General features: G+C 46.1%; 21 protein-coding genes. 12 read left to right on the top strand and 9 right to left on the bottom strand.

Annotation, left to right across the window (positions count from 1 at the left end; translation table 11 throughout):
- The first annotated feature begins 63 nt into the window (after positions 1-63).
- From OZ401_RS10970 to OZ401_RS10945, 6 genes are all read left to right on the top strand, one after another.
- Positions 64-1,545 (top strand): hypothetical protein, encoded by a 1,482-nt coding sequence (locus tag OZ401_RS10970; protein ID WP_341468278.1) that lies wholly within the window; start codon positions 64-66, stop codon positions 1,543-1,545.
- A 34-nt stretch (positions 1,546-1,579) separates the two neighbouring features.
- Complete coding sequence (locus OZ401_RS10965; RefSeq protein WP_341468277.1) at positions 1,580-2,455, top strand: hypothetical protein; 876 nt, start codon at positions 1,580-1,582, stop codon at positions 2,453-2,455.
- A gap of 30 nt (positions 2,456-2,485) precedes the next feature.
- A complete protein-coding gene (locus OZ401_RS10960; protein WP_341468276.1) occupies positions 2,486-3,484 on the top strand; it encodes a P1 family peptidase in 999 nt (332 codons plus the stop codon).
- The gene (locus OZ401_RS10955; RefSeq protein ID WP_341468275.1) at positions 3,444-4,907 is read left to right on the top strand and encodes a UbiD family decarboxylase domain-containing protein; all 1,464 of its coding nucleotides are present in this window, start codon (positions 3,444-3,446) and stop codon (positions 4,905-4,907) included. The genes OZ401_RS10960 and OZ401_RS10955 overlap by 41 nt, the downstream gene beginning before the upstream one ends.
- 146 nt (positions 4,908-5,053) lie before the next feature.
- Positions 5,054-5,596 carry a cyclic di-GMP-binding domain-containing protein, MshE-related gene (locus OZ401_RS10950; RefSeq protein WP_341468274.1) on the top strand — a complete coding sequence of 181 codons (543 nt, stop codon included), beginning with the start codon at positions 5,054-5,056 and terminating at the stop codon, positions 5,594-5,596.
- Between the two features lie 142 nt (positions 5,597-5,738).
- A complete protein-coding gene (locus OZ401_RS10945; protein WP_341468273.1) occupies positions 5,739-6,746 on the top strand; it encodes a copper resistance CopC family protein in 1,008 nt (335 codons plus the stop codon).
- A gap of 78 nt (positions 6,747-6,824) precedes the next feature.
- Here OZ401_RS10945 and OZ401_RS10940 read toward each other — a convergent pair whose 3' ends face one another.
- The 7 genes from OZ401_RS10940 to gcvPB all read right to left on the bottom strand — a co-directional run bounded on the left by OZ401_RS10940 (position 6,825) and on the right by gcvPB (position 16,008).
- Entirely contained in the window at positions 6,825-8,318 is a 1,494-nt protein-coding gene (locus tag OZ401_RS10940; RefSeq protein WP_341468272.1) for a glycosyltransferase family protein, read from the bottom strand.
- Between the two features lie 5 nt (positions 8,319-8,323).
- Positions 8,324-9,007: a class I SAM-dependent methyltransferase gene (locus OZ401_RS10935; RefSeq protein ID WP_341468271.1), complete on the bottom strand. Its 684-nt coding sequence runs from the start codon at positions 9,005-9,007 to the stop codon at positions 8,324-8,326.
- On the bottom strand, positions 9,007-11,481 hold the full coding sequence (locus OZ401_RS10930; RefSeq protein WP_341468270.1) for a glycosyltransferase family 4 protein: 2,475 nt from the start codon (positions 11,479-11,481) through the stop codon (positions 9,007-9,009). Before OZ401_RS10930 ends, OZ401_RS10935 begins: the two co-directional genes overlap by 1 nt.
- The gene (locus OZ401_RS10925) at positions 11,478-12,710 is read right to left on the bottom strand and encodes a glycosyltransferase family 4 protein (RefSeq protein WP_341468269.1); all 1,233 of its coding nucleotides are present in this window, start codon (positions 12,708-12,710) and stop codon (positions 11,478-11,480) included. Before OZ401_RS10925 ends, OZ401_RS10930 begins: the two co-directional genes overlap by 4 nt.
- A gap of 112 nt (positions 12,711-12,822) precedes the next feature.
- Complete coding sequence (locus OZ401_RS10920; RefSeq protein ID WP_341468268.1) at positions 12,823-13,515, bottom strand: class I SAM-dependent methyltransferase; 693 nt, start codon at positions 13,513-13,515, stop codon at positions 12,823-12,825.
- Complete coding sequence (locus OZ401_RS10915; protein ID WP_341468267.1) at positions 13,515-14,378, bottom strand: hypothetical protein; 864 nt, start codon at positions 14,376-14,378, stop codon at positions 13,515-13,517. The genes OZ401_RS10920 and OZ401_RS10915 overlap by 1 nt, the downstream gene beginning before the upstream one ends.
- Positions 14,379-14,538: 160 nt before the next feature.
- Positions 14,539-16,008, bottom strand: coding sequence for an aminomethyl-transferring glycine dehydrogenase subunit GcvPB (gene gcvPB, locus OZ401_RS10910; protein ID WP_341468266.1), 1,470 nt, complete (start codon positions 16,006-16,008; stop codon positions 14,539-14,541).
- A gap of 169 nt (positions 16,009-16,177) precedes the next feature.
- On the opposite strand from gcvPB, the gene OZ401_RS10905 reads away from it, so the two are divergent.
- The 4 genes from OZ401_RS10905 to OZ401_RS10890 all read left to right on the top strand — a co-directional run bounded on the left by OZ401_RS10905 (position 16,178) and on the right by OZ401_RS10890 (position 19,077).
- A complete protein-coding gene (locus OZ401_RS10905) occupies positions 16,178-17,428 on the top strand; it encodes a GNAT family N-acetyltransferase (RefSeq protein WP_341468265.1) in 1,251 nt (416 codons plus the stop codon).
- A 9-nt stretch (positions 17,429-17,437) separates the two neighbouring features.
- Positions 17,438-17,890 (top strand): GNAT family N-acetyltransferase, encoded by a 453-nt coding sequence (locus OZ401_RS10900; protein ID WP_341468264.1) that lies wholly within the window; start codon positions 17,438-17,440, stop codon positions 17,888-17,890.
- 77 nt (positions 17,891-17,967) lie between these two features.
- Entirely contained in the window at positions 17,968-18,813 is an 846-nt protein-coding gene (locus tag OZ401_RS10895; protein ID WP_341468263.1) for a metal ABC transporter ATP-binding protein, read from the top strand.
- 24 nt (positions 18,814-18,837) lie between these two features.
- Positions 18,838-19,077, top strand: coding sequence for a cytoplasmic protein (locus OZ401_RS10890; protein WP_341468262.1), 240 nt, complete (start codon positions 18,838-18,840; stop codon positions 19,075-19,077).
- Position 19,078: 1 nt separating this feature from the next.
- On the opposite strand, the gene OZ401_RS10885 is transcribed toward OZ401_RS10890, so the two are convergent.
- Entirely contained in the window at positions 19,079-19,954 is an 876-nt protein-coding gene (locus OZ401_RS10885) for a decaprenyl-phosphate phosphoribosyltransferase (protein WP_341468261.1), read from the bottom strand.
- A 398-nt stretch (positions 19,955-20,352) separates the two neighbouring features.
- On the opposite strand from OZ401_RS10885, the gene groES reads away from it, so the two are divergent.
- On the top strand, positions 20,353-20,649 hold the full coding sequence (groES, locus tag OZ401_RS10880) for a co-chaperone GroES (RefSeq protein ID WP_341468260.1): 297 nt from the start codon (positions 20,353-20,355) through the stop codon (positions 20,647-20,649).
- Positions 20,650-20,693: 44 nt separating this feature from the next.
- Positions 20,694-22,325 carry a chaperonin GroEL gene (gene groL / locus OZ401_RS10875; protein WP_341468259.1) on the top strand — a complete coding sequence of 544 codons (1,632 nt, stop codon included), beginning with the start codon at positions 20,694-20,696 and terminating at the stop codon, positions 22,323-22,325.
- A gap of 65 nt (positions 22,326-22,390) precedes the next feature.
- Here the strand turns inward: groL and OZ401_RS10870 are convergent, their stop codons facing one another.
- Positions 22,391-23,167, bottom strand: coding sequence for an SDR family NAD(P)-dependent oxidoreductase (locus OZ401_RS10870; protein ID WP_341468258.1), 777 nt, complete (start codon positions 23,165-23,167; stop codon positions 22,391-22,393).
- Between the last annotated feature and the right edge of the window lie 429 nt (positions 23,168-23,596).

Genomic DNA, 23,596 nt, shown 5'->3' with positions numbered 1-23,596 from the left:
TCCAGACCTTTCGCGCCATAACGTGAAGGGTCTGCTTTGTTAATAGCCTGAAAAGAACCGCTAATGACAATTTTACTAGAAGCTTACTATCAAAAAAAGATTGCACTGGTTGTCCCGGAATATGCAAGGTTAGAATTGCGCCTTCATAACTCCGGCGCTGCCCCTGTAGAAAACCTGTCGGTGCTACTTGCTCGGCGTGTTTTGCGTGACAATATTAGGCTTGCGCCGGGTGCGACTTTCGCTTTCGAGTGGGGCGTGGAGGATTATGCCGGAGAACTGGAATTTTGTGTTTTCTCCACCGAACCGGAAACGCGCCTTAAAATAACCGTTCAACCAGAAAAACTCAGCGTTGATGAGTTACTTTACATAAAAACTGAAAGATTGCCCCAACTGTTAGCAAGGTTAGATGCTCCTAATGGATTTAGGTTGGAATATGCCGAGCAAAATACTCCTCCCTTTGATTTTTTCAGCGCAGATTACACCGCCGAGAAATTGCGCTACTTCAGCGAACGTTTGCAAGCGCTTAGCCCGCTCTTGTTGGAAAAACTGGATTATATGACTCCCGAACGGCACGATTCAGGTTATGGGATGATAAAAGGAGCGGTACGTTGGGGAGCAACCTTGCAGCAATGGCTCAATCGCCCTGAATCGGTGGGTTTGCGCCACGAGTGGTCGAACGCCCCCAAATCCTTTGCCACTTTACCGAACATGCTGCTGATTTATTTTCATTTTGAGCTTGCTACGCAAATCCAAAACCTTTCAAGGCTAGTGGAATTGGGCACGTATGCCTCTATCGGGCTAAAAAGGGTCTTACCCGCTTTAATAGAAAGCGCTAACCACCACCGCTTATTTCCTGATAATCCCTATCTTGGAATGCTACCCCATTATTTGCCCGGTTTTGAACCAGCCTCGGATGATTTTGCGCCATTATTGGCGGAAATGTGCCGCAATGCGCGGAATCCGGCTTATTTAGCTTTGCTAGAATTATGGCAACGTTATTGTTCAAATTACGTGCGACTCCCCGAAGATGAGTCAGAACTGGCGCGCTGTGGTTTGCAGCCTACCAGCAAGGTTTATGAATTGTGGTGTGCTTGCGAGGTGGCGCTGGCATTGGGGTTGGAATACTGGGAAGATGGCAATAAAGGAGGATATCATTTTGCCAATGCAGAATATCGCTTATTGTACAATCGGGGGATTCAAGGGGGTTGGTACTCGGCAAAAAGAAGTGGCACGGCGCGTCCCGATTTGCAGCTTGAAGTTATTAAAACAGGTAAGCGTGTATTACTGGATATGAAATATGCCTTACAAGAAACCCGCAAAGGTGAAACGTTTGCTAGCCCTGAAGACGTATATAAGATGCTGGCATATATGAATGATTTTGCGGTGGCTGCAGGGGGTATAATATATCCGGGCAAAGGGGAAGCTAGATTAATTGCGGATGGAAATGTCCAGCACTTTCTGGAATTACCGCTGCGCCCTCCTATAAAGGACGACCCACTTAGCTTTGCAGAAAGCTTGCGCGGCTCACTACTGCAGTTACTCTAGCTCAGGTAATTTTGTGTGGGAGGGGCTAAGGCTTATGACCCAGCTTATCCGTGAAAATGATAAAACAGTTCCGGTATGCACTTCCTGCGGCACTATGCTTGAAGCTGAGCAATACCTTGCGGAACTTCAGATAGCGCGTTGCAACTCCTGCAAGAGTCTTTTACGGTTGGTAAGAAGAACTACTGCGAATAATTCCGCTTTATACCCTCCTGGAGAAAGTAAACCAACTGACTTTGAGTGGGGTAAAGGGGTAAACGGCACTCGAATTTTTACGGAATTGCTCGAACCCTTATCCTATCCGAACCTTTATTGTCCATATTGTGAGACTATTAATCGGGCTTATGGCGTTGAGTCTCTGGCTTGTCGATTCTGTGGCAAAGCCTTGACCCAACCCTGTTTGAATTGTCAACGCCCTTTGTACGTGCTGGAATATTTTTGCACCGCTTGTCAGGCAGACCAGCATATCGCTATGAAAGAAATAATCGCTAATTATACGGCGCGTTACTGGTATGGCGTGAAAATGGCAAAGCAAGGAAATTGGCAAGAAGCGGTTGAAGCTCTAGAAATTTTCTTTAACCCCCAGTATACGATTGAGAAAAACCAAATCGAACAAGCGCGTTCAATATTTCTGAAGCACCTCGCTCCAAGCGAAAAAGAGCGTGAAAAAGGGGTAAAACTTTACTGGCATGCCAAACAGAATCTTCAGAAAAGCATTTCACCAAACGCGCGCAAGTGGCGTAGGCACAAACGCTGGACTGGTCTGGCGCTGGTGGGTATGCTGGTGTTGATACCTTTGGTATTTTTCTTTTTAACTGAGATATTCGGGATTTCAGTGATAATCGTTTCAGTATCTTTGCTTGTTGCTGTACTGGTAGTTTTGGCAATTATTACAAATCTAGGGCTAGTATAGATTTATAATTACATTGGAAAGAATCAATTAATGGGTTCAATAACTGATGTGCCCGGTATCAAAGTAGGGCAGACACAGGATTTAGTAGCGCTTACGGGTTGTACAATAATTTTATGCCCACAGGGGGCGGTGGGTGGTGTGGATGTAAGAGGTAGTGCACCCGGTACTCGCGAGACCGAATTGCTAGACCCTTCAAATTTGGTACAAGCGGTACATGCTATCGCTTTGTGTGGGGGTAGCGCTTTTGGCTTGGCGGCGGTTTCTGGAGTGATGTCGTGGTTAAGTGAGCATAGCTACGGTTTCAAAACCTCGCATGGCATTGTGCCGATAGTCCCGGCAGCGGTAATTTATGACAAGGGGCTAGGCTCTGCCGAGCATTATCCCGATGAACAAATGGGTTATATTGCTTGTACCCTAGCAGGAACTGAAGTGCTGGAAGGGAATCATGGGGTTGGAACCGGGGCGTCAGTCGGTAAATTAATGGGTGTAGCACATTCGATGAAAAGCGGGGTTGGCACAGCTTCTTCCAAAGTATGGCTAAAACAACCAGAATTGCGCGTTTATACTGTAGGCGCGTTGGTAGTTACAAACGCTTTCGGTGATGTTTACAGCCAGAATAAAATGATTGGCGGTTTGTGCGACCATAGCAGTGGAGAATTGTTGGATACAATGCGGCAACTCAGGCTAGAAACCTCTTTTTCGCTGCAACCTGAAGCGGGTGTCAATACCACGCTGGCGGTTGTTGCAACAGATGCACCTTTGAACAAGGCAGCCGCCCGTAAACTGGCACAGATGGCTCAGGATGCCATAAGCCGAGCTATACGACCTGCTCATACTATGTTCGATGGCGATGCCGTGTTTGCCCTCTCAATTGCTCCTGAAAGTGAAAAGGTTATTGACCCCTTTGGGCTGAGTTGTCTGGGGGCAATTGCTACCGAAGTGTTGGTGGAAGCCATAGAGCGGAGCGTATTGGAAGCACACCCGGCTGGTGGTTTACCCGCTGCTACTAAGCCTAACCGAGGAGAATAGCTTGTACAACGGTTTCCAAGAATATGCAACTTTTTTAGAAAAACGCGGTTTGTTGCGTAGGATAGGTGTATCGGTTAGCGGTGAACTGGAGATTGCCGCAATCGCTCAAAGGGCTTGCCGTTTGCCTGAAGGTGGTCCCGCACTTTTATTTGAGAAAATCAGCGGAAGTGAATTTCCGATAATGCTTAACTCTTACGGTTCGGCTGAGCGCCTCACTTGGGCTTTTAGTGTCGGTAAGTTAAGTCAGCTAACAGAGCGAGTCGTCGAGTTATTTAAACCCAGTTTGTCGCAGGGCTTGGGAATACGTCAGTTTCTCTTTGGAGAAAGTGCAGAGCTTGATAAATATAGTCCCCGACAAATCAAGTCGGCTGTTTGCCAAGAAGTCAGCGAGGTTCATAACCCCTCCTTTAGCCAGTTGCCGTTTTTACGCTGGAATGCCTCGGACTCCGGTGTATCGCTCCGACGTGCTAGTTTGCTTTACATCGACCCCACCTCTGGCAAGCAAAAAATGGCATCTACGGGGTTGCTAATTCAAGCTAATCGGCAAGCCTTGCTGGTTGAGCCTACGGGCGATTTGGCGATTACAAAACCAACCGAAGCGGCAATTATTATCGGAGAAGACCCTTCGTTATTGGCGGTTGCGCACGCGGCTTTACCCCTTGAAGTCGATGGCTTGGCATTGGCGGGTTTTATGCGGCGCGTTCGCTACGAAACTGTTAAAGGTTTAAAGGTTGGATTAGATATACCTTCAGGCGCAGAGTTTGTACTGGAAGGGATTCTTGAACCTCATTCAGCAAATCAGACAGAGACTGTGGCGCTTTCAAGCGGTTATTATCATCAGCTTAAAGGGGCGATAGGCTTTCAACTTTCGGCTATTTCACATCGGCGTAATCCTTTGTGGGTAGATATAATATCGGGGCAACCTCCGCAAGAAGAAGCCCAACTGATTCGGGTGACTGAAAGAATGTTATTGCCCTTTGTAAAGGTAGTTGCACCCGAAATCGTAGATCTTAACCTAGCGCCGGGTAATGCTCGAAACGGTATAGCGTTGGTTTCGATCCAAAAAAGTTATCCGGGGCAAGCGCAAAAGGTTATGTATGCACTGTGGGGGATGACTCGCTTACGCGAATTAAAATACATTATTGTTGTTGATACAGATTGTAATTTGCACGATTATGCGACTGTGGCGTGGCGTGTTTGCAACCGTGTTGATCTTTCTAGAGACCTTATTCTAGTAAACGGGCTTTTGCCAACAACGGATAGACTCTCGCGTTTACCCGGAATGGGTAGTAAAATTGGTATCGATAGTACGAACAAATTACCGGGGGAAGTTGAACCAAACCAGTATTTATCTGCTTCTGAGTTACCTCATAAACTGGTTAAATTAATTGACGAAAAATGGGCTAGTTTCGGTATAGACTAATTAATCGGATTAATACATCTTAATCGTCATTTCATGTATTTTTTAGCGTTAAGTAACCCTCTTTATTTAATAATGACTTAATTAAAAGGTATAACCAGATAGCAATTTATTGTGACATAGAGGGGGAAAAGGGTGTTATGCATGCTATGGCAAATTCTACAAAAATTCGCGAATTATTAGTAGCGGGAGTCAACGAGGCTCGAAACGGCAATAAACAGGTAGCTTTTTCTTATTTCAAGCAAGCTCTTGTTTTGGATGAATTTAATGAAACAGCCTTATTGTGGTGTGCTACTCTAACGAACGACCCATTTGACGCTCGGAATTATCTTTTGGCTGTTTTACAGAACAATCCACACCATGAGGTTGCTCGAACTTATTACGAAATGGCTCAAAAGCGGTGTGATGAGTTGGATAACTTGTTAAGCGGTTCACGCTTGGTTCGCCAATGGCGCAATGAGCCGGATCCAAATTCCACAATCCCGCGTTTGGGTCAATATTGTTTAGAGAAAAATTGGTTGTCTGAAGTCCAGCTTAAGGCAGCATTGCACTATCAAAACTACCTCCGAGAGCATGGTCACAAGGAGAGATTGGGAGATATTTTGGTTTCTTTTGGCTATATTGACAAAAAGCAACTAAAACAAGCCCTTGACCATTTAAATACGGAGTATAATAATCGTTTTATGGATTAGGCATGGTTTCTAAAAATATTTAATGGAAACCCCGGCTAACTACCGGGTTTTTTTTACCCTTTGAACCCGCAGGCTTAAAATCCGGTTGCATGGGCAGGGGAAAGCTGCTATAATCCGGTGGATAATTTTTCAGGAGAAATTAATGGCTACTAGACTTTTGGCAGATTCTGTAAAGAAACAACCCAAGCTAATACTTCTGGTGGCGGCGCTGCTGGGAGTATGTTTTTTTGTTTTTGTTATGATGCCTGCTGCCAGGGCGGAACCAAAACTAATCAAGACCTCGCCTGAAGCTAATACTTACCTTGAGTATAATAATTTACCGGTAAGGGTAACGCTTACTTTTAATGAGAAGTTGAAGGCGGATACCAGCACTTTTAGTATTAAACGCGAAGATGGCGTTGATAAAGATGTAATAATCAACCCTAAAGTTAACCCTGATAACCCTACTGAGATGTTTGCGGATTTGCCCACACGGCAAGAACTCGGCTCTGACCGCTATACGGTTACTTATACGGTTGTTTCCGAGGCAGATAGTTCGGTTGGGGCAGGTTCTTCCCAATTCTTTATTCTCCCACAGGGAAAAAGCGTTTTTGATTTAGGCTACCTCTTTACCACCCCAAGTTCTGCTTTTACCAGCGATTGGAAGGGGTATAATTACCCACCACTGGGTACCATTTACTTCTTTATTGCTTTGCTGGGTACAATTGTAGCTAACTTCTTTTATTTCTATGGTCGTTACCAATTTTTTAGTAAAAACCGCCTGGTTTTTACCGTTGTATCGCAGGCAAGCAAAAATCTGGCGATAATAACTAGCCTCGCCTTTGTATTTTTCTTGTGCCGTATTGCGGTATTACAGCCCTTCAACGCGCGTGTGTTCTTGTATGCGATTGCGATTTACTTCCTTTTCCTGATAGTTCGCGGGGCTATTTATATGTCGCGAAAATTCCCCAAGGTACGTGCTGAATGGGAAGCTTTGCAGTTGAAGAATAAGCCCAAGAAGGTAGCAACCCCAGTTGTAGCTACTTCGAATGCGAGCGCAGATGCTGGTAGCAGCAATTCCTCGGAAGGCGAGGATAAAGCTGCCGATGGTAGTGAAAAGCCACGCGGCCTTTCCAAACGCGGGGAAAAACGTCGCGCTAAGAAGAAATAATTAGAACCTAGCAATTAGCTGATTCTTATATCCTCTCTGCAACTAGTGCAGGGAGGATTTTTTATTAAATAGTGGAGGTTACTTTTTGAAGAAATCTTCTCGTTTGGTGAAAAACTTAGTGGCTGTATCTATTATCTTACCGGGGACTACCGTAAATTGGTCACGTACAACCCTTGCCGGGTCTAGATTTTGGCGAGATTGCTCGTTTCGTATTGCGCTGAACTGCACTATTACCCCAAAATTCCAGATTACAAAGAGAACACCTAACCCGATTACTACCCAACGAGACATCCAGCGGCGATGTTCAGCCAACCACCAACCCAGATAGCCTATTCCTACGATATATACTAGGCTTACTCCTACCATTCGGCGTGCTCCGTAAGAGCCTGCCATCGTCCAAGTCAGGAAGGAAGCAGAAATATAGAGTTCGGCAAAATAGGCGGCAAACAGCACTATACCAATGAAGCGCAACTTGCGGTTGAACCACATCATTATTATGCCTACTATAGCGGGAATCAGCACCGGCGCCCATAGAAACATCCCATGATCAGGGTCAATCATCAAGCCCAGCAATTGAGGGTTCAGAAATCGAAGTTTGTTGCCTACTATAGTGCTAGGGCTAGGATGCCCATTGAGGAATTGGTAAGTAATTATTTGAGGGATAAAACCAATTATTAGTCCGACTACCAATAGCAGATTGCTGCCGAAAAAGCGGCGTATTTCGCTCCAGTTACGTTCTCGTAACCAGAAACGATAACTGAATAGCGCCTCAATCGCCACTATTACCATAACCGTACCGTCTTGCTCACGCACCATTGTCATTAGTGCGCCAAGCACGCCCAGCGCGAACCATGCTTTTAAACTGCGCTTTCCCGGTACAAACCGTCCGGCTTCTTCTATTTTCCAGCCCCGTGTCCGATACCATACAAAAACCCAAAGTGAGATTGCAAAGAGGGAATTGGCATGCGACATCGGCGGGGTTATTGACATGTAAAAAATCAAGGGCGAAGCGAGCCAAATGACAATACAACCGAAGGCTGCCCAAAAGCGCGATAAAAACTCGCGAGCCAGTAGATAACACATTATGATTCCGGCAAAACCATACAGCAGCGAGGCGAAAGTTACAGAGAAAATATAGAAAGGTGAATACCCGTTAGGGTTAAAGGCTTTGATGCCGACAGCGTTTCCCAACGAGCTAATCCCATGTGCTGTAAGGTAAAAGGGTGACCACAGTAAAGCTGAACCGATTGGGGCAACATTTATCGGCAGGTTATTCTCGTTTTTCTTGTCCAGCAGGTCTTTCTTGAAGCTCTCATATTTGGGGGGATTTATGCTGATGAAATATTCGTATTCATTGGTAAAATCCAGATTGAAATCGAAGACTATAGAATGCAAGTATGAGAAATACTGGATTTCATCGCTGGCGTAGATGCGGGCAGTAAACAAGGGAATGGTGAGTATAAAGACGAGGCATAAAGCCAATATCCCTTTGTCCGCCCGGTTATAGAGCTTTCTTATCCTTGAGACGCTTTTGGAAGCGGCAGGCTGTGGCTTAATTTCGGCATCGTTCATCAGTGTTACTGGTTTCCTTTATATGCCACCGCTGCAATGCCCCCACCTACAATGGGCGGGTAGGGTATATTGAGCGACCAGCCCAACTTGCGGATACTACGTGACCACATCGGTTTCATGCCGCTACGCCACTTCACCTTGCCGAATCCGGCTTCTTTGAAGAGGCGCACTACTTGGGGTGGGGTCATCAGATTAATGTGAGTGGAATCTTGGTATCCAATCCAAACTTTCCCACGCGCTTTAGCCCAAAATCGGCGCATATCCCAAAGGCTTGGGGTGGTGACAATCAGGCAACCACCCGGCATTAACGCACGATAACAATCTTCTACTAATTTGGCGGGATTGTGTAGATGTTCAACTACCTCGCTGGCAAGCACAACATTGAAAGAATTGGGGGCGAAAGGCAAACCATTCTCAAGATTTGCTGCCACCAACTTAGCTTGCGGGGCGCGCTTACGAGCTTCCAACAGCGGATATAGCACCAAATCGCTACCGGTTACGCTAAAGCCCAAACGCTGTAGATAACCCAACGCCGGACCTGCGCCACATCCAGCATCCAGAAAACGAGGATGCGTACTTGCGCCGATTCCGGCGTAATGTAGCAAACGCCCATATTGGACTTCGGCTTTTTCCTCTGACTTGCTGATTTGCCCTGAAAAATACTCTTCGTTATATCGCGTTTCCAACATCAACCCTGAATTTCTGCTGCAAAATCCAATATAGCGCGGGCGCGGTTGGCATAGGTATGCGTCAGCACCTTCAACCTGCCCTTTTCTCCCAACTTGTTTGCGTCTGCCAGATTACAATAAGCCCGGCATAATGCTTCTTTCATAGCGGTCACCTCGCCCCGCTTGAAATAAAACGCCTCGTTTTGCCCCAGAATTTCCTGCAAAGCGGGTAGCTCAGGTAGCATTACAGGTCGCCCTACTGCCGCATATTCGAACATTTTGAGCGGCGATGCGGTAATATCGGTTACGGTGTCGGGAATTGCCAGCAACGATGCAGCATTCAGATACAGATTTACCCTATCCGGCGCGATTTGCCCCACACATTTTACTCGCTCTGATATTCCCAGTTTTATCGCTATCGCTTTCATTTCTTCTTGCTCGAAAGGGCGACCCCCTACTAGGTAAAGGTAGGCATTGGCGCTTTCTTGCTTAACAAAGATACTGAAGGCTTCCAGCAATTTATCCAAACTGCGGTAAGCGAAAGTAAGACCGCTATAGGCAACGATAAAGGCATCGAGCGGTATATCCAGCTTTTTGCGACTTTCCTGCTGCGATTGTGTGCGATAAACGCTGTCATCGAAAGCATCGGGGATAACCGTAAAGCCTTTGTTTTTAGCCCGGTAGCCCTGTGCAGTGGCATACTCTACAAAAGCTTGTGTCAGTGAAACTACCCCATCGGCTTTGCCCATTACAGTGTGATCTACTTTTTCTAGCCAGCCTTTAAGGCTTTTAGCGCGGCTAGGGTTGCGCTGTTCTAGGTCGTGCGCTTCGTAGATTATTTTTGCGCCGATTAGTTTTCGCCAATAACGTAAAAGGAAATAAGTAACGATAACATCCCGCGAATAGATAACCTTGTAGCCCCGCCCTGAAACCCGTTTGATTACTAGCCAGAAACCCACCAGTAGCGCAAAGAAAGCCCGCTCGGCGTAGCTCCAAGGAAATTTCTTTATAAGCGGGAAATTGCTGAAATAATTCAGAGGTAATCGTGGCAAGTGCCTCGCTCTAACTTCAAGGTCGGCAAAGCGGCTAGGGCGTGATAACAGGCGTGGTATCAACACTTCGGTACTTTGATTCAGGTGCTTGAGTTCGCGGCAAGTGGTATAAGTCTGGATGGCGTTTGCCGATTTCAAGGTCAGGCTGGAGGGATAAGCTACATAGCAAAGCCTGAAGTTAGTTTTTTTCTTTTTGGACGGGTCAAGGAGTCCCTTATAAAACTCCAACAAACGTTCTCCGGTGCGGGTTGAGTTATATTGCACCGCGAAAGCCGGACCTTGCTTGCCCATTTCGTTGAGCTTTGGCAAGGCTTCGAGAATGCCTTCCGCCAATGCCTCCGCGCTAAAGGGGTCAACGCTGATTGCTGCCCCTGCTTTAGAAGCATACAAAGCCACCCCGCTGGTGCGTGTGACTACCGAAGGAGTTCCAACTGCCGCCGCTTCCATCACCACTTTGTTGAGAGCTTCCCGTAAAGAAGGCACAATTACCAAATCGGCTCCTGCCAGATAATCCTGCGAGCGGCTGAAGTCGATTTTCCCGGTGAAAACCACATCTTCCTTTGCCCCCACTTTATTCGCTAAATCTTCTAGATAGCGGCGATAATCCCCAAAGCGTGGCGTAATACGACTAGGACCGCACACCAACAGGTTTATATCACCATAGCGTCGCCGAATTTCGGGCATGGCTTTAATCAGCCAGTCAATGCCTTTTACCGGGTGCAAACGACCAAACGAGATCAGGATTGGTCCCGGATTTAAACCATAACGTTCGCGAAGTTCTTGCTGGTAACGTTTTTTGTTTTCTGCCAAATCTAAGCCAGCGGACGGATATACATTGTCGCTGATATTGAGCAAGATAACGGTCATCTTGTCAGGGTTTGCGCCCAGTTGCAAGCCGTAGGCTTCGTTTACCTCGGAAATAGCGCGAATACCCAATGCCCGCCGAAAGGCAAATCGCGCCAGCATACGCGGCATAAAATAACGGGCGTAACCGTAATCGTATTCGGGCAGTCGTGTAACATCTGCACCCTGCAAATGCACCACAAAGGGCAATTTGATTAATAATGAGCTAATAGCTACCACTGCGCCTAATGGGAAAGCCGCTTCGACATGGATAAAATCATAATCTCGGCGATGCTTCCACAGAAAGATTACATATCCCCAAAGCAGTTCCAGAAAGAAGGCATATCGGATAGTTCTACCACAAAGCCAGCGCAAACCCCGTCGTAACAGGTTTCGCTTAAACCTGATTGCATGTATCTTTACCTCGCCCGCTTCGTTGGCGAAGGCTTTAGCGCCTACTTCCCCGCTGCCACTGTAATCCGCAAGGCTAATTACATCTACTTTATGTCCATTCTGGCGATAATGGCTGATAATTTCGCTGTGTACTTCGCTGGCGATAACCTGCGGTCCGTATGACATTATGGCGTATAAAATTCTCATCTAGGGTCTTCTGCACCTGAAGCTGTGGCATTTTTGTAGGGTTTAGTACAAACCTCACTATAAAGTTTTTCGAATTGCTTCATAATCTGAGGAGTGAAATATTTCTTCACCGCTTCCTTGCCATTCTCGGACAATTTATGACGCAGAAAAGGATTTTCCAGAGCATGATTAATCGTACTGGCAAGACTGGCAGCGTTGTCATAATCGAATAATAGCCCGTTTACCCCATGAGTTACAATCTCATCAATTACCGGAATACGGGTGCTGATTACCGGACAACCTGCGCTCATAGACTCAAGCAAGGGAATCCCGAATCCCTCATAACGGGTAGGCAGTACATATAAATCGCTGCTAAGGAACAGGGCAGCTTTTTCTTCTTCGCTTAAGTGAGTGGGCAATTGGATGTAACCACGCATACCCGTTTCATCCACAATACTCAGAAGGTCGTCTCGATGGATGGGACTATGCCCGGCAAAGATGAAACGTGCCTGTGGGTATTGCTGAATAATTGCTGGAATGGCTTTTGCCAGCAAGTCGAAGCCTTTGCGGTATTTTAGCTGTCCCAAATAGAATATTCGCAGTTCATCATGCGATTTGGGAGCAGGCTCAATTCCTTCCAGCCAATCCTGATCTTGCGCAATTGGAATAACTTCGGTGCGCTCGCGTTTGACACCCAGTTTTATCAGTACCTCTCGCTCATGCTCGGATAGCGCCACTACTTTTTTCGCTTGAAGGATAGGCGCATGCCACAGGTAATTTTTAATGGCGCGCTTTGGCTTAAAACGATGCAGCAACGACTTGAATAGCTGGGGTAGGGTTGTAATTATCTCATCGTATTTCGGAGGAGTTTCCAGCGGTCTATCGCGGTCGTCCACTAAATAAGGGTCGTGGAGCATACCCAAAGGACTTAGCACTACCGGAATACGGCGCATGCGGCAAATGAGGGTAGCTAGATAGTTGAACTGATTACTGTGATGATAAAGATGCACTACATCTGGACGCTGGTCACGTAGCAGGCACTTGATCAGATCAAATGAAAGCCACTGGCGATGTCGAAGGCGTTTAACTTCAACTCCGTCTATTACTTCACGTTTCTCTTTATTCCAACTCTGATTTCCTAGATAGACATAGGCGCTAACTTCATATCCGGCTTTTACCAACGCGCGCGCATAGACCCGTTCGGGCCAGCTTACGAATTCTCTGGTAATGCCGTTTGTGGTGATAATCAAAATCCTCAAGCGTTGTCACCAATCAGCTATAATTCTTTTAGTTTTGAAGGTTAAGTTTATATCAAGTGGCAGGGTTTGACAAGAAAGGTTAGCAACAAGCGAAGAATACTCGCTAAGAGGGTTTGGTTGCACTACCATAAATAAAGTAATGGGGAGTTACTTTGATGTCAGGCACAAATCCGACGGCGCTTAAGCTCTCGCTGAGTTCAGCTTGCTCGTAAAAAATCTTGACTACTTTGAAAGAACTGCCATCATTCAATTTACGAGTGCGGTAAATGGTTTCATCCTCACGGAGAGGCGCGTCCTTTGCAGTTGAGGTTGGCTCTAAGCGAGAATCTATCAGAAAGCAATGCCCACCCGGTTTGGTAGCGCGGTAAATTTTGTTCAGGAAAGCGGAAAGCAATTCCGGTGGGACATGGGATAGCCAGAACGAGAAAAATACCAGTTCGTATTGTCGTTGTGGTTCCCACTCGAAAAGATCAACCTGTTCATAGGTAATTGCCGGGCTGTTTAATTTCGTTCTGTTTATTTCTATCACTTCGGGCGAAGCATCCAACGCGGTGATGTTGCGTGCTACCTTTACAAGCTCTTGCGTCCAGATTCCTGTTCCGCAAGCCAACTCAAGGGCGGTTTCAACGGGCGGGTTTTGCAGCAATTCTTGTCTTACCTGTTTTGCTTCGTCAAACCAGAGTTGATTTAACTCAGCGCCACGGTCGTAGCGCCCTTTTCGATAGAACCACTCGTCATATTCCTCGGCACGTTTGCGGTAATATTCAATTTGTTCCTGCAATATTTCTTGCGACATCAGAAGTTATTAAAGGCTTGGTTTATTAAGTTACTTAAAGATTCTCCGGGATTATTGCGATCGAGATTTTTGAGAGTCATCAGGGCGCGGCTAATAGCGGCGACTTCCTGCCCATTTAGCACATTCCAACCCTGTATTAGCTGAACCCGCTTCATAACTAATTGGCGGTTAAAGAGGGCATAATACGCGGTGGTTGAGGCAAGCGCATTCAGGATAGTGCGGGCATGTTCTTCTGAGGGGCAACAGCGTGCTATCCATGCGCGCAACTGCCCACCATCGCGTTCATCCAAATAGCGATTTATAAGATATGAAATTCCGGTTATATCTACCACTCCGCCTACGATTTTCCACCGCTCCAGAAAAGACAGCTTCCCAAATCCGGGTAGTTCCATCAATTGTATTAATAATTGCTGGCTGGTGTAGTGTGGTTCGTAGGGGAATTGGCGAATTCCGTACTCAGATTCTGCCATTATCGCTATAAGCTCGCGCAATATTTCATCCGCGCGGTTGTAATTGCCATCCCGGTAGTGCATTTCGTGGGCTATTTCATGGATTACTAGGTTATAGGTTTCCTCTTCCGGCAAGAGTCCCAGACCAACATAAGCCCCGACGCTACGGTTGAAAGCGCCGTAATGTTCGCCACGCATATAGCGGTTCATAAACTGTTCTTCGCCAAAATGCAAGCGGTTTTGAATCAGGTCGGCAGGGCAGTCAAATTGCCATAATTCTTTTACACGGCGACGGGTGGTATTGATTATATTGGTAAAATTGTAAACGTAGCCGTTCACTTCCAACATATAGCCGGATAAATCGGCGAATTCGAGGGTTTTATAGTTTCCTTTTTGAACCAGCCCCAACCGCATGAATTACCTCTCTTTGCACAATTAAAGAGCATAACCAAAACCAGCCGATAATCGTTACACTCGACTTGAGTGCAATTATAAGCCCCGTATAGATGGCTTGAAGTAGGCAAGACTACAAAGGGTGGTGGTGAAGGCGCGCCCTCCACCACGCGGACTTATTCTAGCCGAAGCAGCGGAAGCGCACTACCGGTTTGCGGGCGGCGGTAGTTTCATCCAAGCGCAGCACCGGCGTATTATAGGGGGCATTCTTAACCAAATCCGGGCTGTCATCCACTTCCTGCGCGATTTTAAGCATATCGACGGCAAACTGATCGAGGGTGGTTTTGCTCTCGGTTTCGGTTGGCTCAATCATTATAGATTCTTCCACAATTAGCGGGAAGTAGATGGTAGGTGCATGATAGCCATAGTCCAACAGGCGCTTTGCTATATCCAGCGTTTTAACGCCTTTTGCCTTCTGTCGTCGCCCACTCAACACAAATTCATGCATGCAGGTGCGATCATACGGTAAATCATACGCTCCTTTTAGTTTGTGCATCAAGTAGTTGGCATTCAGCACTGCGTTTTCGCTGACTTGGCGCAGTCCAATTGCTCCATGTACCCGTATATAGGTAAGGGCGCGCACGTGCATCCCGAAGTTACCCCAGAAAGAGCGAACTTTACCGATAGATTCAGGCAGATGCTTGAAATAATAGCGAGCATCACCATTTTCGCCAAGTTCTTTTTCCACGACCGGACCGGGCAAGTAAGCGGCAAGATGGGTTTTCACACAAACAGGTCCGCTACCGGGACCACCACCACCATGGGGAGTGCTAAAGGTTTTGTGAAGGTTAATGTGCATAACATCAAAACCGATGTCACCCGGTCTGGCAATGCCCATTATTGCATTGAAGTTTGCGCCATCTCCATACATCAAACCGCCTGCTTGGTGCACTATTTCGCAGACTTCCAGCAAATTTTCGTCAAATAGCCCTAGTGTGTTTGGATTGGTGAGCATTAACCCGGCTGTATCAGGACCGACCATTTGCCGTAAATGCGCTAAATCTACATTTCCCCGACTATCCGATTTAATAGTTATAACCTGATACCCGCATATGGCAGCGGTTGCGGGGTTAGTACCGTGTGCTGCATCTGGAACCAGAATCTTGGTACGGGCTTTATCGCCACGTGCCAGATGGTAAGCGCGGATACAAAGCACTCCAACCAACTCGCCTTGCGCCCCTGCGGCAGGTTGCAGGGAAACCGCATCAAACCCAGAAACCTCAGCCAGCGCTTTCTGCAAATCGTATTGTACCTGAAGTGCGCCCTGTACCGTATCTTCGCTCTGTAGGGGGTGAACATCAAAAAATCCGGGCAAACGCGCTATATCCTCGTTTAATTTGGGGTTGTACTTCATGGTACAGCTACCCAAAGGATAGAAGCCCCCATCTATGGAATAATTAAAGCGGGATAGATGGGTAAAATGACGCACCATATCTAGTTCGGCTACTTCGGGCAAACCGATTTTATCTGGATCACGCAGAAATGAATTATCTGGTAAAGTGGTGGTGGGTACATCCAGTTCGGGCAGCGAATAGGCTTTGCGTCCGGGTGTGCTGATTTCGTAGATTAGAGGCTCAAGGGCAGCGGTCATAGTAGGTAAAATCTCCTTCAAAAGCAATTATCGGGATTTTCGCAGATTGCAATAATTATAACATAAATCAATTATGCCGTAATACTCGGCAATCTTGCTTTATTAGCTGATTATAGTATAATTCTCAGAATTGATTAAATTTGAAAGCTATAAAAGGACTAATTTTTTAATGGATACTTTACAGGAGAGCGAATTATCGCTTAGTTTGCCCGGAGATTTGGTTTTGCGTCGGGCGAATCCGGCAGACCTCGAAAACTTGCTTGATTTGCAACGTAACGTGTTAGGCAAAGATTCGTATGAAGAAATCAAATATTTGCTGGCTTTACCCTATCCCAATTTTTCGATAAGTGATTTTCTGGTTGTCAACGATTTGCAGAATACTATTGTTTCTGCTCTATGTTTGATGGAAACACAAAGACACTTTGGCGACACGGTTTTAAAGGTAGGGATGCCCGAATTTGTAAGTACCCATCCAGATTACCGAAACCGTGGGCTTATACGTGCTATGTTTTCAGTAATCGAAAGCTGGATGCAGGCGCGAGGGTATGCCTTTGGTATAATCGGTGGGATTGGCTATTTTTACCGACTTTTTGGTTATGAATATGCTGTGGATATGCATTGTATTGGAAATCTAAAAGTCGAAACGCATTTGGGTAAAATTCCGGTACAAGACGGAATTGAGGTACGCTCGCTGGTTGAGGCTGATGCTCCGGCTATCTTTCGTTTGCAGCAAGCACGCAACCGGGGGATTGATATTTATAACGAGTTAAGTGAGGAGACTTGGCGATGGCGCGCCCGTACCTATAACCTAATAAGCAATGGAATTGAAGATTGGGTTGCGTTAAAGAATGGTCAGGTACTTGGTATAGCCTCGCTTAGCGGTAAGCTCCCCAAATTGAGGATGTGGAACTTTTACGGAACCGAAGAAGCTGCCGCAGCACTGATTGCGCGCGCTCTTGAAATGCCCGGTTTGGATGCTTTGAAGTTAGACCAAGACCCTGAAACCACACAGGGGCGTTGGATGCTAGAACTTAGCCCGCTACTTCAGAACAACTATGGTTGGTATATCAAAGTGATTGACCCACTACGAGGCTTTACCGAGCTAAAAGGTGAATTTGAGAAACGAATTTCCGCTTCATCTTTTGCCGAATTAACCCGCGACCTTGAGCTTGGTTTTTATAGATTCGGCATTTGCCTAAAATTTGAATCCGGCAAGATCATACAGATAAATACCCTTCCAAGCGCAGGTGAGTTAAAAATCAGTATCCCGCCCGATCTTCTACCAAAACTGTTCTTTGGCTATCGCGATTTGAACCAGCTTGCAGGGATTTATCCTGACCTATATGCTCAAGGGGATAACTGGGAATTATTGCGCACTCTTTTCCCACGTCTGCGTTCAAATATGCGCTTTATACTTTGAGGTTAGCTTATGTTTCAAGAATATCATAACGGTGAATATATTATCAGTACCGACCCGGCAAAACAGGATGCCGTAGCAATACAAGCTTATCTGAGTCGTTCCTACTGGGCGGAGGGAATACCGCTGGAAATAGTGGAAAAATCGTTGCTCAACTCGCTATGTTTCGGACTGTTCCATAATAAACTTCAGGTTGGATTAGCCCGAGTAATCACCGACCGTGCTACCTATGCTTATCTCGGCGATGTATATGTATTGGAAGAGCATCGCGGTAAGGGTCTTAGCAAATGGTTGCTGGAATGTGTGGTTTCTCACCCGGATTTGCAAGGTTTGCGCCGTTTTTCGTTGGCAACCCGTGATGCTCATAGCCTTTACCAACGCTATGGTTTTACGCCGTTAAAAGTGCCTGATCGAATGATGGAAATTACCCGACCCGATATATACAAGCAAAATTCAAATATTTAATTGGCATTCCAGCGCCTTTTTGATACAATATATCAAAATCGTTTTTGAGTGTATTGCTTTTGTTAGCGTAGCTGAAAATGTCAGATAAATTGCCTAAAAACTTATCAAATTTTCCCGATCTGCGCAGCATTTCGCTCGGTGAGGAGTGCGGACCCGAATGCCACGAAGAGGGACATAATCCCTTGCTTGAGCTTAAGGATTTGTCGGTATCCTATGGGCAAAACACCGTTCTTTCGGAGGTTAGTTTCAAGCTCGGCAGCGGACAATTGGTAGGCATAATCGGACCTAACGGGGCTGGCAAAAGCACCCTGATTAAAAGCATACTGGGTTTAACTCCCTATCGCGGACGGGTACTGGTTAATGGTCTTCCGGCAAAACAGGCGCGTTTGAAACTGGCTTACGTACCTCAGAAAGAGGAAGTACGCTGGGATTATCCGGTTACTGTGGAAGATGTAGTTATGATGGGGCGTTATCGTCGTATCGGCTGGGTGCGTGGTCCGAGAAAAGATGACCACGTAGTGGTTGAGGAAGCGTTGGAGTCGGTGGATATGTTGCCACTGAAGCATCGCCAAATCAGCCAACTATCCGGTGGACAGCAACAGCGCGTATTTGTGGCGCGGGCGCTGGCACAGCAGGGCGAGATTATTTTGCTGGATGAACCGCTAACCGGAGTCGATACCACCAGTCAGGAAGTGATTATTAATATAATCAAGCACCAACGTAAGCATGGAAAACTCATTCTGATGGCAACCCACGATTTAAATGCGGCTGCCCGCGAATGTGACAATATTGCCTGTATCAATCGTGGGTTGATTGCGCTTGGCACCTCGCGGCAGGTTTTTACACCCGAAATCTTGGCTCGTACCTATGGTGGGCGGGCTGTTTCTTTGCAAGGCGAATCTTCGACCTTTATCCTCGACTAAAAATCTAGCTAGAAATCTACAACAATGAAATCTGAACAAGCTATTGAATTTTCGTTTAATAACCGCAAACAATTAGAAGAAAGCGACCGGGCAGCCTGTTACCATTGCTGCAAAGTTTTTGACCCCTCTGAAATTCAGGTCTGGTTTGATGGAGGCGTTACCGCGATCTGCCCTTATTGCGGGATAGACGCGGTGCTTGGCTCGAAAGCGGGCTTCCAATTCACCGATAAGGTTTTAGGTGAGCTTCGGAAGAAGTGGTTTTGAGTTATTTGAAAACATACAGAATTACGATTGAAGTAATACCCCACAGGAAAATATCAATAAGTAGCGGATAATCCTTCAATAGCGTTTCTTCAGGGCTGCCCCCTTCATCTCTTCGGTACACTAGATAAAGGTAGCGGAAAATGGCGTAAAGTACAAAGGGAATGGTGAGGGGCATCAAATTATTTTTGGGCAGGTTAGGTGCGGTTATCGTATAGAGCGAGTAGGCGATTACCACTGAGCTTGTTACCACCGAAATCATTTCCTGTACTAACTCCGAAGTGTACTCTTTCAGAATACGGCGATGGTCGGTTGCTCCATCTGCCAGTAATACCAGTTCATGTCGCCGTTTTGACAGCCCCAAAAAGAGCGATAGCAGCATAGTACAAACCAACAACCACACCGACACATTTACCTCAATTACAAATGCGCCCCCTACTGCTCGTAGCACAAAGCCAGAGGAAATGGTAAATACATCTATAATCACTATATTTTTCAGGTAGAAGCTATAGGCAATCTGGATAATGAAGTACGTGCTGATAATTGCCCCGAATTTCCACGAAAGCAGAAGACTGATGGGAATGGTAATAGCTACCAGCAATATCATTGCTAGAAATGCTACTCGTGGTTTTAATTTGCCAGAAGGCAACGGGCGATAACGTTTCTTGGGATGCTGCCGATCTTTCTCAATATCCACCAGATCGTTTAGCAAATAAACTGCGCTGCTTATGGAGCAGAAAAGAATAAAGGCAACAAAGGCTTTTAATAGAAAACTGTATTGAAACAAATGGTTATCGAACACAACACCAGCAAAAACAATCGCGTTCTTGGGCCATTGTTTGGGTCTCATAGCTAGAATCAGGTATTTTATGGTAGACAAATCTCGAAAATTCCTTCCTTCAAAAGAAACTGGCTCAAACCTTCTTGGAGGTTGGTTGCTAAACTATCGAGGATGATACCCAATTAGTGGCAGTGCGTCAAACTTCTGTAAGAGTTGTATTAGAGTTAGCACTCTAATGCCTCAATTGCTAAAATCGTTAAAAAATGAAGAAAAACTAAGATTTGAATAGAGAATAAACTCAAAATAATTATATAAATGCTTATAAATACTGCTAAGCATTCTTGCGTGGTAAGGTCAAGTGGAATAACATAGCACTAGAGTTAGCACTCGCAACATGTGAGTGCTAATAAGGCATATTAATACCAATGTCTAATATGATGAAGCTCGGTAACTTGCCGAGTGGAGTAAAGACAAATTTTGAAGGAGGCAAGACTCAAATGGCAGTCACTCTCAAACCGTTGGGCGACCGTGTTGTGATCGAACCAACTCCTAAAGAAGAAGTGACCAAGAGTGGTATCGTTCTACCTGATACCGCCAAAGAAAAACCCCAAGAAGGCACAATAGTTGCAGTTGGTGCTGGTCGTTTGAACGATAAGGGTGAGCGGGTAGCTTTGGACGTTAAGACTGGCGATAAGGTGCTATATGCCAAGTATGCCGGTACCGAGTTCAAGCATGAAGGTAAGGAATATCTGATTCTCGGTGAGAAAGATATCCTCGCAATAATCGTAGCATAAGCCTTTATTCAATTGTATCAGTAAATAAATAAGGAGAAATAATAATGGCGAAACAGCTGCAAAATGCAGATGAGGCGCGCCAATCGCTTAAACGCGGTGTGGACATTCTGGCGAATGCGGTAAAGACTACCCTTGGTCCTAAGGGTCGTAACGTAGCCTTGGACAAAAAGTTCGGTGCCCCTACCGTCACCCATGATGGTGTAACTGTTGCTAAAGAAATCGAACTCAAAGATCCTTTTGAAAATATGGGCGCGCAACTTCTTAAGGAAGCCGCTACCAAAACCAATGATGTTGCCGGTGACGGAACTACCACTGCAACCGTGTTGGCTCAAGCCATTGTGCATGAAGGTCTGCGCAACGTGGCTGCCGGTGCAAACCCGATGCAGCTTAAAAAAGGTATCGACCTTGGTACCAATGCAATTGTAGAAAAACTTAAAAGCTATAGCCGCGAAGTAAGCACCCGCGAGCAAGTAGCTCAGGTTGCAACTATTTCTGCTGCCGATGCCGAAATTGGCGACTTGATTGCTGATGTTATGGAGAAGGTCGGCAAGGACGGGGTTATCACCGTTGAAGAGAGTCGCGGTCGTGAATACGAAAAAGAATATACCGAAGGTATGCAAATTGACCGTGGTTATATCAGCGCTTACTTCGTTTCTAACTCAGAGCGAATGGAAGCCGTACTGGATGACCCGTTAATTCTAATCACCGATAAGAAGATTTCCGCTATTTCCGAAGTGCTGCCCATCCTTGAAAAGGCTTTGAGCATGACCAAGAATTTCTTGATTATTGCTGAGGATGTTGACGGTGAGGCGCTGGCGACTTTAGTGGTGAACAAACTGCGCGGTACTTTGAACGTACTGGCGGTTAAAGCTCCCGGTTTCGGCGATCGCCGCAAAGAAATGTTGCGCGATATTGCTATACTGACCGGTGGACAGGTTATCAGCGAAGAATTGGGTCGCAAACTTGACTCCGCTAGCCTCCAGGATTTAGGCAAAGCCCGTCGTGTAGTGTCAACCAAAGATGATACCACTATCATTGAAGGTCATGGCGACGAGAAAGATATCAAAGCTCGCGTAGATCAAATTAAGGCGCAGATTGAAACCACCACCAGCGACTTCGATCGTGAGAAGTTGCAGGAGCGGTTGGCTAAATTGGCGGGTGGCGTTGCTGTAATCCGTGTAGGTGCCAGCACCGAAACCGAACTGAAAGAGAAGAAGCACCGCGTTGAGGATGCCTTGAGCGCAACCCGTGCTGCGGTTGAAGAAGGTTTTGTGCCCGGTGGTGGTGTAGCTCTGATCAACTCTATCAGCGCCCTTGAGGACGTGGTAGCAACTGGCGATGTATTGACCGGTGTGAACATTCTACGCCGCGCTCTAACTGAGCCACTGCGCCAGATCGCCGTAAACGCTGGTCAGGATGGTTCGGTAGTTCTTCAGACCGTACAGCGCCTTTCTGCCGAGCAGAAGAACCCTCACCTCGGCTACGATGTGATTAGCGGTGAATATGTGGACTTGATTGAAAAAGGTATTATCGAGGCTGTAAAGGTAACTCGCAGCGCTCTTGAGAATGCCGCTTCAATTGCCGGTATGATACTCACCACTGAAGCTCTTATCACTGATCTGCCGGAAGAAAAATCGGCTGCTCCCGCGATGCCGGGCGGTGGTATGGATTACTAAAAGAGCTTTAACCGCTCTCCCTCTCCTGAATTTCTCAGGAGAGGGTTTTTTTATTGCGGTGCTATTTAAGAGGTATAGACATTTGTAATACCGCCATCCGCAACAAGCGTTTGCCCGGTAATATAATTAGAAGCGGAAGATGCCAGAAATAAGGCTACTCCTGCTATGTCTTCGGTGTCGCCGATACGTCCGGCAGGGGTTTGAGCAATCATTTTGTTGGCTAGTCCTTCATTTTGCCAAAGTACACTACTCATCTTAGTCTTGATAAAGCCGGGCGCAATTGCATTTACCTGTATATTTGAAGCACCCAATTCATTGCCAAGTGTCATAGTCATATGAATAACTCCGGCTTTAGTAATGCCATACAGACCTTGCCATGCGAGCGAATGCAGACCGGCGATAGAAGCTACATTAATTATTTTGCCACCGCCACGCTTTTGCATTGAAGGCACGGAGGCTTTAATTGCCCAGAAATAGCCCTGCAAATTGACCTGAATAGTTTTTTCCCAATGGCTGTCTTCGCTTTCGAGCAAGGGACCATAATGTGGGTTAGTGGCGGCGTTGTTTACTAAAATATCTATACCGCCAAAGGTTTCTATAGACTTGTTTATTAGCGCATATACCTGATCTTTATTGCTGGTGTTAGTGGGAACAATCAGCGCCTTTCGGCCTAATGCCTCGATAGTGGCGGCAGTTTCATCTAACCCTTCTGTTTTACGTGAGGCAATTACTAAGTCTGCTCCGGCTTTTGCCAATCTCACCGCAATTGCTTCTCCGATACCACGTGATGCGCCTGTTACTACTGCTACTTTACCGGACAAATCAAAACCACTATCGCTCATCTCGTTACTCCTCTCTAAATTGTATTAGGCTGGAAATGTAAGGAGTATTATACCAAGATTTGAGCAGAGGGCAGTTTAAGCCGGAAATATCTGGAAAATGGCAGTAATTCGCAGTTGACTCTTTAAGGTCAACTATGTTATAACTTGTGTAATATCCTATGATACTGCTTTAAATCGGTCATTTTCGGTCCTCTCGGTCTCTCCAAAAATTCGGTCCACCTTTCGGGTTCCAAATCGGGTTCTTTTTATTTGCAAAGTATTACCCTAGAACAATGGGACCTGCACCCCAGAAATAATTAATTCCCACGGGACAAAAGCACTTTAACAATCGGTTACATGTAAACTATTAGCACGTATGTACTAATCTGATAACCACGTCGGGGTTTAATTTGACCTACCCTCCTTACAAATTTATAAACTTTTTGAGTC

It is taken from the genome of Candidatus Chlorohelix allophototropha (assembly GCF_030389965.1).
Classification (GTDB): Bacteria; Chloroflexota; Chloroflexia; order Chloroheliales; family Chloroheliaceae; genus Chlorohelix; species Chlorohelix allophototropha.
This window is presented reverse-complemented; position numbering and strand designations above follow the sequence as displayed.